The organism is Variovorax sp. R-27, assembly GCF_049913215.1.
Taxonomy (GTDB): domain Bacteria; phylum Pseudomonadota; class Gammaproteobacteria; order Burkholderiales; family Burkholderiaceae_C; genus Variovorax.
Map to the genome: position 1 here is coordinate 1,049,611 of NZ_CP183984.1, position 12,092 is coordinate 1,061,702.

General features: G+C 68.0%; 12 protein-coding genes. 2 read left to right on the forward strand and 10 right to left on the reverse strand.

What is annotated here, in order from left to right:
* Window positions 1-13 precede the first annotated feature (13 nt).
* Complete coding sequence (locus ACN9MV_RS04635) at window positions 14-913, forward strand: LysR family transcriptional regulator (RefSeq protein ID WP_093173172.1); 900 nt, start codon at window positions 14-16, stop codon at window positions 911-913.
* 31 nt (window positions 914-944) lie between these two features.
* On the opposite strand, the gene ACN9MV_RS04640 is transcribed toward ACN9MV_RS04635, so the two are convergent.
* From ACN9MV_RS04640 to ACN9MV_RS04650, 3 genes are all read right to left on the reverse strand, one after another.
* Window positions 945-2,444: a sensor domain-containing diguanylate cyclase gene (locus ACN9MV_RS04640; RefSeq protein WP_177142273.1), complete on the reverse strand. Its 1,500-nt coding sequence runs from the start codon at window positions 2,442-2,444 to the stop codon at window positions 945-947.
* An 89-nt stretch (window positions 2,445-2,533) separates the two neighbouring features.
* Window positions 2,534-3,124 (reverse strand): YbhB/YbcL family Raf kinase inhibitor-like protein, encoded by a 591-nt coding sequence (locus tag ACN9MV_RS04645; RefSeq protein WP_093056363.1) that lies wholly within the window; start codon window positions 3,122-3,124, stop codon window positions 2,534-2,536.
* A gap of 32 nt (window positions 3,125-3,156) precedes the next feature.
* Window positions 3,157-3,495 (reverse strand): Rieske (2Fe-2S) protein, encoded by a 339-nt coding sequence (locus tag ACN9MV_RS04650; RefSeq protein WP_093173168.1) that lies wholly within the window; start codon window positions 3,493-3,495, stop codon window positions 3,157-3,159.
* A 54-nt stretch (window positions 3,496-3,549) separates the two neighbouring features.
* Here ACN9MV_RS04650 and ACN9MV_RS04655 point away from each other — a divergent pair, with 54 nt between their 5' ends.
* Complete coding sequence (locus tag ACN9MV_RS04655) at window positions 3,550-4,065, forward strand: ureidoglycolate lyase (protein ID WP_426391445.1); 516 nt, start codon at window positions 3,550-3,552, stop codon at window positions 4,063-4,065.
* A 13-nt stretch (window positions 4,066-4,078) separates the two neighbouring features.
* On the opposite strand, the gene ACN9MV_RS04660 is transcribed toward ACN9MV_RS04655, so the two are convergent.
* From ACN9MV_RS04660 to cnbZ, 7 genes are all read right to left on the reverse strand, one after another.
* Window positions 4,079-5,257, reverse strand: coding sequence for an amidase (locus ACN9MV_RS04660; protein WP_426391446.1), 1,179 nt, complete (start codon window positions 5,255-5,257; stop codon window positions 4,079-4,081).
* A gap of 30 nt (window positions 5,258-5,287) precedes the next feature.
* A complete protein-coding gene (locus ACN9MV_RS04665; protein ID WP_426391447.1) occupies window positions 5,288-6,298 on the reverse strand; it encodes an ABC transporter ATP-binding protein in 1,011 nt (336 codons plus the stop codon).
* The gene (locus tag ACN9MV_RS04670) at window positions 6,295-7,335 is read right to left on the reverse strand and encodes an ABC transporter ATP-binding protein (protein WP_426391448.1); all 1,041 of its coding nucleotides are present in this window, start codon (window positions 7,333-7,335) and stop codon (window positions 6,295-6,297) included. The genes ACN9MV_RS04665 and ACN9MV_RS04670 overlap by 4 nt, the downstream gene beginning before the upstream one ends.
* Before the next feature lie 310 nt (window positions 7,336-7,645).
* Window positions 7,646-8,551: an ABC transporter permease gene (locus ACN9MV_RS04675; protein ID WP_093056358.1), complete on the reverse strand. Its 906-nt coding sequence runs from the start codon at window positions 8,549-8,551 to the stop codon at window positions 7,646-7,648.
* Window positions 8,552-8,570: 19 nt separating this feature from the next.
* A complete protein-coding gene (locus tag ACN9MV_RS04680; protein WP_093078530.1) occupies window positions 8,571-9,524 on the reverse strand; it encodes an ABC transporter permease in 954 nt (317 codons plus the stop codon).
* Window positions 9,525-9,555: 31 nt separating this feature from the next.
* Window positions 9,556-11,217, reverse strand: coding sequence for an ABC transporter substrate-binding protein (locus ACN9MV_RS04685; RefSeq protein WP_426391449.1), 1,662 nt, complete (start codon window positions 11,215-11,217; stop codon window positions 9,556-9,558).
* A gap of 89 nt (window positions 11,218-11,306) precedes the next feature.
* Window positions 11,307-12,083 (reverse strand): 2-amino-5-chloromuconate deaminase CnbZ, encoded by a 777-nt coding sequence (gene cnbZ / locus ACN9MV_RS04690; RefSeq protein WP_093078533.1) that lies wholly within the window; start codon window positions 12,081-12,083, stop codon window positions 11,307-11,309.
* Window positions 12,084-12,092 lie beyond the last annotated feature (9 nt).

The window sequence follows — 12,092 nt, forward strand, 5'->3', positions numbered from 1 at the left end:
ACACAATCGGCCCATGGACCTCCAGTCGCTCACTTTGTTGGTGGAAATTCTTGACGCAGGCAACCTGAGTGCCGCGGCCCGCCGGCTCAAGATGAGCCGCGCCAACGTCAGCTACCACCTGAACCAGCTGGAGCGCTCGGTGGGCGCGCAGCTGGTGCGGCGCACCACCCGGCGCGCCGAGCCGACCGAAATCGGCCTGCGGCTTTACCAGCACGGCGTGGCCATCCAGGGCGAGCTGCTGGCGGCGCGCGAATCGGTAACGACGCTGGGGCAGGGCCTGCAGGGCCGCGTGCGCCTGAGCGTGCCCAGCGGCTACGGCCAGCTCGTGATGGCCGACTGGCTGATCGACTTCAAGCGCCAGTACCCCGGCATCGTGCTCGACGTGGTGTTCGAGAACCGCATCGAAGACCTGCTGCGCGACGAAGTCGACATCGCGATCCGCGTGATTCCCGAGCCGCCGCAGAACCTGGTGGCGCGCGAGATGGGGCCGGTGCGTTATGTGGCCTGCGCTTCAACCGACTACGCGGCGAAGAACCCGCTGCCGGTGCAGCTGGACGCCCTGCAGGGCGCGCCGGTGGTCACCGCCGCCGTCATCGGGCGACAGCTGCGCGTGTCGGCCTACCAAGGCGAGACGAGGCGTGAAGTGATCCTGGAGCCGACGCTGATCTCGGAAAACTTCCTGTTCCTGCGCCAGGCCATCCTCGCGGGGCTGGGCATCGGGCTCGTGCCCGACTACGTGGTGCAGGAAGACGTGCGCAAAGGCGACGTCGTGACCACGCTCGACGACTGGCGCCTGAGCATCTTCGGCACGCAGATGTTCATGCTCTACATGCCGAACCGCCAGCACACGCGGGCGATCCGGACGTTCATCGATTTCATTCTGGAGCGGGTTCGGGTGCCGGTGCCGGAGTGAGCTGGAGGCGCCGGCACTCGCATCGTGCCGGTCACGCGTGCCGCTGGTGTCTCTCCACGGTCTCGTAGTGCCGTGACTTGTCGACATACATCGCCCGGTCCGCCCGCTGCAGCGCAACCTCCAGCGACTCGTCTCCGTGGCAGGTCGCGAGCCCGATGGCCAGGCTCAAGGCGTGGCCGCTTTGCCCCGCGTGGAACTGGTTGTTCATTTCGAGCAGCGTGAGGATGCGCTCGCGCATTGCCTCGGCGCCGCGCTCGTCGGTCATCGGCAGCAGCACCGCGAATTCGTCGCCGCCGATGCGCGCGGGCCAAGCCGGCGGGTCGACGGCCTTGTCGAGCACCTCGCCCATTCGGCGCAGCAGCGAGTCGCCAGCGGCGTGGCCTTCATGGTCGTTGATCTGCTTCAGGCCATTGAGGTCGATGGCCACGATCGACACCGGCCAGGGGCCCTTGCGCGACAGGCGGTTCAGCTCCTCGGTGTAGTAGGTGCGGTTGCACAGCTGCGTGAGCACGTCGTGCTTGCCGAGATACTCCAGATAGGCCTCGGCCTTCTTGCGCGCGGTGATGTCTACCAGCGACACCAGCACCAGGTCCCAGGTGCCCTGCCGGTCTTCCTGCACCGCGAACTGCATGTGGATGTTCAGCACCTCGCCCGACAGCGAATAGTTGAGCACCTCGCGATGCTGCACGGTCTTGCCGTTCCACAGGTCTTGCAGTTGCTCGGCGAACGATTCGCGCATCTCGTCGCGGAAGATGCGCGAGATGCTGCCCAGCAGCGTGGGCAGGTCGGGCGCGCCGAACATGCGCAGCGTTTCGTGGTTCACGTCGATGACGCGAATCTCCTGCATGCAGCGCGCAACGAAGTCGGGGTGCACCTTGATGAAGGTGGCGAAGTCGGTAATGCCGCGCGCACGGATGCTCTCGAGCAGCGAGCGCACCGCGCTGAAGTCTTCCACCCACAGCGACACGGGCGAGCGGTCGAACAGGCTGCGTGCGTACATGGCGCTCTCGTCGCGCAGGCGCTGCGCAGCCACGCGCTCGGTAACGTCGTCGAGCGACACCAGCACGCGGCTCCAGCTGTCTTCGTACCCCGGCAGCACGCGGGCGCGCACGCGCACGTCGAGCCGCCGGCCGTCGAGCGCGTAGTTGACGGTTTCGCTCTCGAAGGTGAGCTGGCCGTGCCACAGCTGGTCGAGCTCGTGCACCACGGTGGCCGACATGTCGCCGCGGAACACGCGGTCCAGCGCGCCCAGCAGGGTTTCCTGGCTGTCGGCGGCAAAGAGTTTCAGCGTGTGCTGGTTGACCCGCAGCACCTTCAGCAGCGCCATGCAGTCGCTCACGCGCTGCGGGTCTGCATGCAGGTGCGCCACCAGGTTGGTCACGCCCTCGGCGCGCCAGCCGTCGAGCTTGCGCTTGAGGTCGCCGTAGTCTTCGATCCAGAGCGAGACGGGCGCCAGGTCGAACATGGCGTCGAGGTCGCCGATGGACGGTGGGGCCGAAGAGGGGGAGGACGCGGCAGCGGGCTGGGCCATCGATGAAGCTTTCGAAGAAGCGGCTGCAGCCATGGCTGACGAATGCCGGCGAACTGAAACCTTAATTATTACTCGCGCACCCGCTGCATTCAGCGGCTGTAGAGGCCCACCACGCTCTGCCCGCCCAGTGCATGGCCCTTGAGCGCGGCCAGCAGGGCGTCGCGCGCAAGGCCTGCCGGCAGGCTGCCCGGTGCGAAGTCGGTGGCAACCACGGTCATCACGTAGTGGTGCGGCCGGTCGCCCACCGGCGGGCACATGCCGCGATAAGCGGGTGCGCCGGCCACGTTCGGGCCCATGGTGAAGTTGAAGTTCGAGCCCGCCTGGCCTTCGCCCGCCTTGAGCTCGCCACGCTCGGCCGCGATGTTGTAGGCCACCCAGTGCGACACGCCGAGGCCGGCCGCGCCGTCGGGGTCGAACACCAGCACGGCGACCGACTTGGTCTTGGCCGGCAGGTTGCTCCACGCCACGGGCAGCGAGACGTTCTTGCCGCCGCAGTCGCCCGCGCCGGCGTAGTCCGCCGGAATGACGCCGTTGTCGCCGAAGGCGCTCGACGTGACCTTCATGCCCGTGAAGGCCTTGCCGCTGCCGGGCGACATGCCGGTGCAGCCCGCCATGAGGCCGGCGAAGGCGAGGGCCGTGACCGACAGGGTGAGGGGGTGAAGCCTGTTGTTGCTGCGCATATCTTTTTTCTCCTGGAGGGTTGTCTTCGTCTTCATTCGGCCTGGCCGAGCCACACGCTGCCGTCCGCTTTTTCATGCACCGCCAGCGGCGTGAGTCGTGCGCCGCGGCAGGGGCCGCCGACGCATTTTCCGGTGTCGGGCTCGAAGATGGCGCCGTGCCGCGCGCACATCAGGAAGCGGCCTGAACTTTCCAGCACCTGGCCTTCGAAATCAAGCGGGCCGCCTGCATGGGGGCACTGGTTGAGATAGCCGTGCACGCCGCCTTGCCAGCGTACGGCAAAGGCCTGGGCGCCGCCCGGTGCCGCGAACATGGCGGCGAGGCCGCCGTCGGCAAGCGCCGGGGCGATCAACTGGGGCTCTGTCGTGCTCATGGTGAACAGTATCCCTCGCGTGGCGGAAGGCATGCTTTCTGCTGCAATTGCGGCATGAACGATTTTTCTCCCGCCAGCGCAGCGTTGCTCGTCGCGCAGCCGCTGACTTCCCATGCCTTTGCCCCGTATGGCACCGTGATCGAGGCACCCACCGGTGAGGGCCGGCCCATCAACGGAGGCAATGCACAGCGCTTCGACCTGCTCGACGACCTGCAACTCGACGCCGAAGGCGGCCGGCCGATGCTCGCGCTGTTTCGCGCGCAGGCGCGGCGCTTTCCGCACGAGGTGTCGGAGATGGAGCGCCACGCGCTCGGCAGCCAGACCTTCGTGCCGCTGGGCGACAGGCGCTTCGTGATCGTGGTCGCGCGCGCGGGCGAGGCGCCCACCTCGGCGCAGCAACTCGCGGCTTTCGTCACCGACGGGCGCCAGGGCGTGGTGCTCGCGCCCGGCACCTGGCATCACGCGCTGCTGGCGGTAGATGCGGGCGACTTCGTGGTGATCGAGCGCGCGGGAGGCGGCGTCGATTGCGACGTCTGCCTTCTTCGGCAGAGCGGCAGCGTGCAGTTCTGAGGCTTGCCCGGCCTCAGCCCACGATGCGCTGCGCCAGCGCAACCAGCGACCGGTCCGACCCCGCCGGCCCGAGCAGCGAGATGCCCAGCGGCGCACCGTCGCGCGAGGCCAGCGGCATCGAGAGCTGCGGAAAGCCCGCAAGGCCCGCGATGCACAGCATGCGGATCGCGCGGTTGCGGTAGTCCTCCAGCGCGGCTTCGCTGTCGCTGCGCAGCGGCGCGATGTCGGGCATGGTCGGCATCAGCAGCACGCCGTCGGTGCCGAGCAGCGCGGCCAGGTGCTCGCGAAACGCGGTGCGGAAGGTGCGGCCCGCTGCAACCTGCGCATCGGTCACTTCGCGCGACCACGCAAAGCGTTCGGCCACGCCCGGACCGAGCGGCGGCGCGTAGCGTTCGATCAATGGGCCATCGGTGAGCCAGGCCTCGCGCGACTGCAGGTAGCGGAAGTTCCAGTACATCGTGTCGAAGGATTCCAGCGCCACCGTGGTGCCCTTGGCGGCACCGAGCAGGCCCTGCACGCGGTCGGCCGCGCCCTTCAGCGCTTCGATTGCGGCGGGCACGGCCAGCGCCCAGACATCGTCGGGCCGCAGCAGCCGCACGCGTTCGGGCAAGGCCGCCGCATCGGCGCCGAGCAGCACATCGGCCACGCGCGCGAAGGTGCCGATGTCGCGCGCGAACCAGCCGCAGGTGTCGAAGCTGGGTGCGAGGTCGAGCGCGCCTTCAAGGCTCACGCGGCCGTGGGTAGGGCGCAGGCCGTACAGGCCGCAGTGGTTGGCCGGCGCGCGCACCGAGCCGCCGGTGTCGGTGCCCAGCGCGAAGTCGCACAGGTTCGACGACACGGCCGAGGCCGAGCCCGACGACGAACCGCCGGTGATGCGCGTGGGTGCGCCACCGTTGATCGGCGCGCCGAAATGCGCGTTGTTGCCGTTCATCGAGAACGCAAGTTCGTCGGTCACGGTCTTGCCGGCAAAGCGGGCGCCGGCATCGAGCAGCTTCTGCACGGTCGGCGCGGTGCGGGTCTTGATGCCCGACATCGCCAGCACGATGGGATTGCCGCCGCCCGTGGGGTAGCCGGTCACGTCGAACAGGTCTTTCGCCGCAAAGCTCAGGTCGGCCAGCGGACCGGTCGCAGCGCGCGGCACCGGCGCATCGGGGTACGGAACGAAGGCGTGGGCGGGGTCTTGCAGAGGCATGGCGGTGAAAGATGTTGAAGAGGTTGTCTGTCAGGCGACGAGCACCGGCGCAATGGCCGCCGCGGCATCGGTGTGGATGCAGCGCACGCGGTGGTTCGGCGCGAGCTCGACCACCGGTGGTTGCGCGGTGCGGCAGGCATCGCTTGCGAGCGCGCAGCGTTCGGCAAAGGCGCAGCCGGGCGGCAGCGCGGACAGGTCGGGCGGCGCGCCGCCGATGGTTTCGAGCCGCGTGCCGCGCGCCAGCGCACCGTGCGCGCGGCTCTTGAGCAGCGCGATCGTGTATGGATGGCGCGGCGAGCGGATCAGCTCGCGCGCAGTGCCTTCCTCGACAATGCGGCCGGCATACATCACCGCGATGCGGTCGGCCACCTCGACGGCGGCGCCGATGTCGTGCGTGACGAAGATCACCGACAGCCCCAGGTCGCGCTGCAGCTCGCGCAGCAGCAGCAAGATCTGAATTTGCACCGTGGCGTCGAGCGCTGTGGTGGGCTCGTCGGCCAGCAGCAGCTGGGGCTTGCAGGCGAGTGCCAGCGCAATCATGGCGCGCTGGCGCATGCCGCCCGACATCTCGTGCGGGTAGGCCTGCAGGCGCCGTTCGGGGCTTGGAATGCGCACGCGCTCGAACAGCGCCAGCGCGCGTTGTTGCGCCTCGGCCTGCGTGACGGATTCGTGCCGGCGGATCGACTCGACGATCTGCGCGCCCACCGAATACACCGGGTCGAGCGCCAGCAGCGGCTCCTGGAAGATCATCGACGCGACCTTGCCGCGGAAGTCGGCCAGCTCGCGCTGCGACATCGCGAGCACGTCGCGGCCTGCCACCTGCACCGTGCCGCCCATGCGGGTGCGGCGCTCGGGGTGCAGGCGCAGCAGGGTGCGCATGGTCACGCTCTTGCCCGAGCCCGATTCGCCGATCAGCGCGACGACCTCGCCGCGCTGCACTTCGAGGCTCACGCCGCTGACGGCGTGCACCGGCTTGCGGCCGCCGCTGAAGGTAACGCTGAGGTCGCGCAGGCGGACCATCGGTTCGTCGTTGTTGCTCATGCTGCTTGCCTCGGGGTTTCGATGGCCATCGGATGCCCGCTGCCGGCTTCGTGGATCAGGCAGCTCACCGCATGCTGCGAGCCGGTGACGATGCGCTCGGGCACGACCTTGGCGCACACCGGCGCGGCCAGCGCGCAGCGCGGATGAAAGCGGCAGCCCGAGGGCGGGTTGATGGGGTTCGGCGGATCGCCCGCGAGCGCGGCTTCTTCTGTGCGGTGGTCAGGGTCCATCGACGGCATGGAGGACAGCAGCGCACGCGTGTAGGGGTGCGCGGGCGCGTCGTACAGCGCATCGGCCGGGCCGATCTCTGCCACCTGGCCGAGGTACATCACCATGACGCGGTCGCTCACGTAGCGCACCACGTTGAGGTCGTGGCTGATGAATACGTAGGTCAGCCCGAACTCGGTCTTCAGGTCGAGCAGCAGGTTGATGACCTGTGCTTCCACAGACTTGTCGAGCGCGGAGACGGCTTCGTCGAGGATCACCATGCGCGGCTGCAGTGCCAGTGCCCGCGCGATGTTCACGCGCTGCCGCTGGCCGCCCGAGAGTTCGTGCGGGTAGCGTTCGGCAAAGCGCTGCGGCGAGAGGCCCACGCGAGCCAGCAGGTCGCGCGCCCGTTCCACCGATTCGCGTCGCGATACGCCGTGCACCTGCGGGCCGAAGGCGATCGAGTCTTCGATGGTGAGGCGCGGGTTGAGCGAGGCGTAGCTGTCCTGGAACACCATCTGCACCTGGCGGCGGAATTCTTTCAGCGGCAGGTCGCGGCTGCCGACTTCGCGGCCGTCGAAAACGACTTCGCCGCGTGTGGGTTCGATGAGCTGCATCAGCAGGCGTGCGGTGGTCGACTTGCCACAGCCGGACTCGCCGACCACGCCAAGCGTTTCGCCCTTGAGCACTTCGAAGTCCACGCCGTCGACTGCGCGCACTACGCCGCCGCCGCGGCCCAGTGGGTCTTTTTTCAAGGGGAAGTGCTTGACCAGGCCCTTGATTGTCAGGAGCGGTTGGGCTGGGCCGCCGATGTCTTTGGGTGCGTCCATTTTTGTTAGCTCCTGTCCACTGCGTTCGGGGTGCGTGCGAATGACACCGGGTACTCCCCTCCGCGAATGTCCCCCGCCTTCGGCTCCTCCTTTATTTCGCTGCGGGGAGCACCCGGTGCCATTCGCACATGGGCGCGGCTGTGGTGCTGGCCGATCAACCACCGCTGCGAACAACGATCACGCCGATGGGGTGCCTTGCGCAGCGAAATAAAGGAGGAGGCCGAAGGCCGGGGGACATTCGCGGAGCAAGGTACCCCGTCGGCGTGAGCGCGCCCTGAAACGCACTGCATCGAAGAACAGACTTCCATGCTCACCCCTTGTTGTCCATGGCAGACCGAAGCCCGTCGGACAAGATGTTGAAAGAGATCGAAGTGATGAAGATCATCGCGCCCGGCAGCGCAGCGACCCATGGCTGCACATAGATGGCGGTGCGCAACGTGTTGAGCATCAGCCCCCACTCGGGCTCCGGCGGCTTCACGCCGAGACCGAGGAACGACAGGCCCGAAGCCAGGATCATCGACACCGCGATCAGGCTGGTGGCGTACACGAAGATCGGACCGAGCACATTGCCCAGCACATGCACGCGCACGATGGTGAAGGGGCTGGCGCCCGAGGCTCGCGCCGCTTCCACATAGTCGCGGGTGCGCACCTGCGTGGTCACGCTCTCGGCCACGCGCGCTATCTGTGGAATGAACACGATGGTCAGCGAGATCAGCGAATTGACCACCCCCGCACCCAGCGTGCCCGACAGCGCGATGGCCAGCAGCACCGATGGGAAGGCGTAGAACACGTCGATGGTGCGCATGATCAGCGTGTTGGTCAGCCCGCCCGCGTAGCCTGCGACGATGCCGATGATCGTGCCCAGCACGAAGGCGCACAGCACCGGTGTGATGCCGATGAACAGCGACAGCCGCGCGCCGACGATGAGGCGCGAGAGCATGTCGCGGCCCAGCTCGTCGCTGCCGAAGGGCAGGCCCTCGGTGCCGATGGGCTTCAGGCGCTTGAGCATCGACGACTGGTAGGGATCCGACGGCGCGAGCCAGGGGCCGAAGACTGCGAGCGCGATCAGCAGCAGCACGACGATGGCCGCGCCCACGGCGACCGGGTCGCGCCGGAAGCGCAGCCACACCGAGGCCCAGTAGCCGCGCGAGCGCTGGGCCGGCAAGGGTTCGACTGCGATTGCGGAAGATGAAGAGGCGGGAAGCACGGTGGACATGGCTTGGCGGCTTTCTTCTTCAGGCGCGCGCGATGCGCGGATCGAGCAAGGTCTGCAGCACGTCGACCAGCAGGTTCAGCAGCACGAAGAACAGTGCCAGCACCAGGATCGTTCCCTGCAGCAGCGGCAGGTCGCGCTGGAAGATGGCCGAGTTCAGCAGGAAGCCGGTGCCCGGCCACGAGAACACGGTCTCGATGAGGATCGAGCCGCCGAGCAGGTAGCCCAGTTGCAGGCCCATCACGGCCAGCGCGGTGGGCGCCGCGTTCTTCACCATGTGGCGGAACACGCCGAGGTGCGTGAGGCCCTTGGCGCGCAGCCCGACGATGAACTCCTGGTCGAGGATGTCGGCCACCAGTGCGCGCACCGTGCGCGCGATGATGCCCATCGGAATCACCGACATCGTGAGCGCCGGCAGCAGCAGGAACTGCAGGTGCTCCCAGTCCCAGGCCCAGTCGTCGGAGCCGCTGGGGCCCGCGCCGGTGGCCGGCAGCCACATGAGCTGCGACGAGAACACGATCACCATCACCATGCCCAGCCAGTAGTGCGGCACGCTCACGCCCAGCACCGAGAACATCGAGGCCAGGCGGTCGACCCACGAGTTGCGGAAGTAGCCCGCCACGAAGCCGAACAGGCAGCCCAGCACGAAGCCGATGAAGGTTGCCACCACCGCGAGCCGCAGCGTGTTGCCCACGGCGGTGAACACCTCGCCGGCCACCGCGCGGTTGCTGGCGATGGACACGCCCAGGTCGCCATGCATCGCGCGCCACAGCCACATCGCGAACTGCTCGGGCAGCGAACGGTTGAAGCCGTAGAGCTCGCGCAGCTGTGCCTGCAGGTCGGCGGACGCATCGGGCGGCAATATCGACACCAGCGGATCGCCCGGCGCGATGTGCACGAGCAGGAAGCACACGAGGGCCACGCCGATCATGATCGGCACGGCGTAGATCACGCGGCGCAGGAGGTAGGCGAACATTGGCTGGCTCGTGGCTGGCTGGAAGAAACGCTCAGTCCATCGTCATCGTGGCGATGTCGATGAACCAGCTCTTGGGCTGCACCACGTTCTTGACCTTGGCCGACATGGCGCGCGGACCGACGTCGTGCGCGATCCACACGAAGGGCGCGTCGTCCACGATGTGCGTGTGCAGCTTGGCGAGCGCGGCGTCGCGTGCCTTGTCGTCGAAGCTGGTGCGCGCATCGGCCACCAGCTTGTCGACCTCGGGGCTGCCGTAGTAGCCCCAGTTGTTCGACACCGGCGGGAAGGCCTTGGTGCTCACGAAGCGCACCATCGCGAAGAACGGGTCCATGGCCGCGAAGCTGATGTTGACCGCATTGGCGCCGTTGGCCGACGGGTCTTTCGCGCCCTTGCGCCAGTTGGTGAACAGCGTGTTCCATTCGATCACGTCGAACTGCACGTCGAAGTAGCACTGCTTGAGTGACTGCTGCGCGAACTCGTTCATCGGCAGCGGCTGCATCTGGCCCGAGCCCGATGCCGAGATCTGCACCTTCACCTTGATCGGCTTGGCGGCCGAGTAGCCGGCCTGCGTCATCAGCGCCTGCGCGGCCTTCACGTCGTATTTGATGTCGAAGGTGGGCTTGCCGAACCACGGGTGGCCCGGCGGCACCGTGCCCTTGGGCTCGGCCATCATCCCGCCCAGCAGCTGTTTCATGCCGCCGCGGTCGATGCACAGGTTGGCGGCCTGGCGCACGCGCTTGTCGAGCCAGGGCGAGCCTTCGGCGAACGAGAGCTGCCACGGCCACACGTGGGGCTGGGCGTTCGAATAGATCTTGAAGCCGCGCTGCGTGATCTGCGCCATGGCGTCGGGCGCGGGCGCCTCGATCCAGTCGACCTGGCCGCCCAGCAGCGCAGCGGTGCGCGCATTGGCCTCGGGCATCGGCAGCATCACGACCTTGTCGATCTTCGGTACGCGCCTGGCGTCCCAGTAGGTCTTGTTGGCGGCCAGCTCCAGCCGCTCGCGCGCCACGAAGCGCGTGACCTTGAACGGGCCCGAGCCGGCGGGGTCGGCGGCGAAGGCGGTCCAGGCGGCCTTGGCCTTGTCGGCGGGCGTGGCGCCGGCGGCGGCATCGAACTTCTTCTGCCAGTGCGCGGGCGAAGCCATGAACAGGTTCGTGAGGTTGATCGGCAGGAAGGCGTCGGGCTCGCTGGTGGTGAGTTCGACCGTCGTGTCGTCGATCTTGCGCGCCGACTTGAGCGTGGGCATGCGCGAGGCCGTCACGCCGACCTGGCTGGGGTCGAACTGCACGGCTTCTTTGTCGAGAACCTTCTGCACGTTCCACACCACGGCGTCGGCGGTGAAGGCCGAGCCGTCGTGGAACTTGACGCCGGGGCGCAGCTTGAAGACCCACTTGGTCTTGTCCTTGGCGTCCACTGCCCACGAGGTGGCGAGGCCGGGAATCAGCACGCTCGGTGCGTCGGCCTTCGACAGGTCCCACTGCGTGAGCGAGTCGTAGATCGGAATGCCGGTGAAGCGATTGCCCTCGAAGCCCTGGTCGGGCTGGCCCAGCGTGCGCGGAATGTCGGCTGCCGTCATGGCGATGCGCAGCGTCTTTTCCTGGGCCATCGCATGGGGCGCGGCCAGGGCCAGGATGGCGAGTGCCGCGCAGGCGGCCAGGGGCTTCAGGAACAGGGCAGGGGCAGCACGCTTCACATGGAACTCCGTTGGGTGGAATGGCGGAAAGGACGAAAGGAAACTCTCAAGCACGACATGTGCCAGCAGGCGGTCAGTCCCTGCCTGGCCTAGGGCCATGACAGCGCGATCTCGCGCCTTGCGCAGCGCAGGTCCATCTCGACTTCCATGTCCACGATCGGCGGGCGCGCGAGGTGCCATGTCAGGCCGGTGGTGAGCGCGCCGCGCTGCACGATTTCGTCGAACACCAGCGCGCCGATGTCATGCACCGTGTAGGCCTGCACGGCCGCGGCATCGCGCCAGCCGAAGCCCAGCACGGCCAGGCGGCGTTCCATTTCAGTCATCACGTAGCCGAGTTTGGCGCGCAGGCCGTCGGGGCTGGTGTCGCCCAGGCGGACCATCACCTCGCGGTAGCTGGCGTGGCCGTCGGGCGCTTCGCCGCCGCCCGAGACCACGAAGCTCGGCGGCCCGGCATCGTCGTCGGCCGGCACGGTGTACGAGAAGGCCTGGAAGGCCGGCGTGGCCGGTGCGCCGACGCGCGGGCACACGTTGGTGCGCGCAACCGGGTTGTGGTCGCCGCGCAGCAGCTGCCAGCGCTCGAGCGTGCCGGCATAGATGCGGTTGAAGTCGTGAAAGCCGCGCTCGGAGAACGGCGCGGGCGAGCGCAGTTCGCAGGCGCACAGCGCGGTGAGCGGCCGGCCGATGGCGCGCAGGTGCGCCGCGATGGCGTCGAAGCCGTCGGCCAGCGGCACGGCCTGCTGGAAGCGCACCCGCTCGATGGCAAAGCCGGGCAGCGCCGCCACGCCGGCGGAATACTGGAACACGCCCTTCGCGTAGCGGTAGCCGCCTTCGGGGAACGCAATGGTTTCGGTGCTTGTGGTTGTCATGCCGTCTTT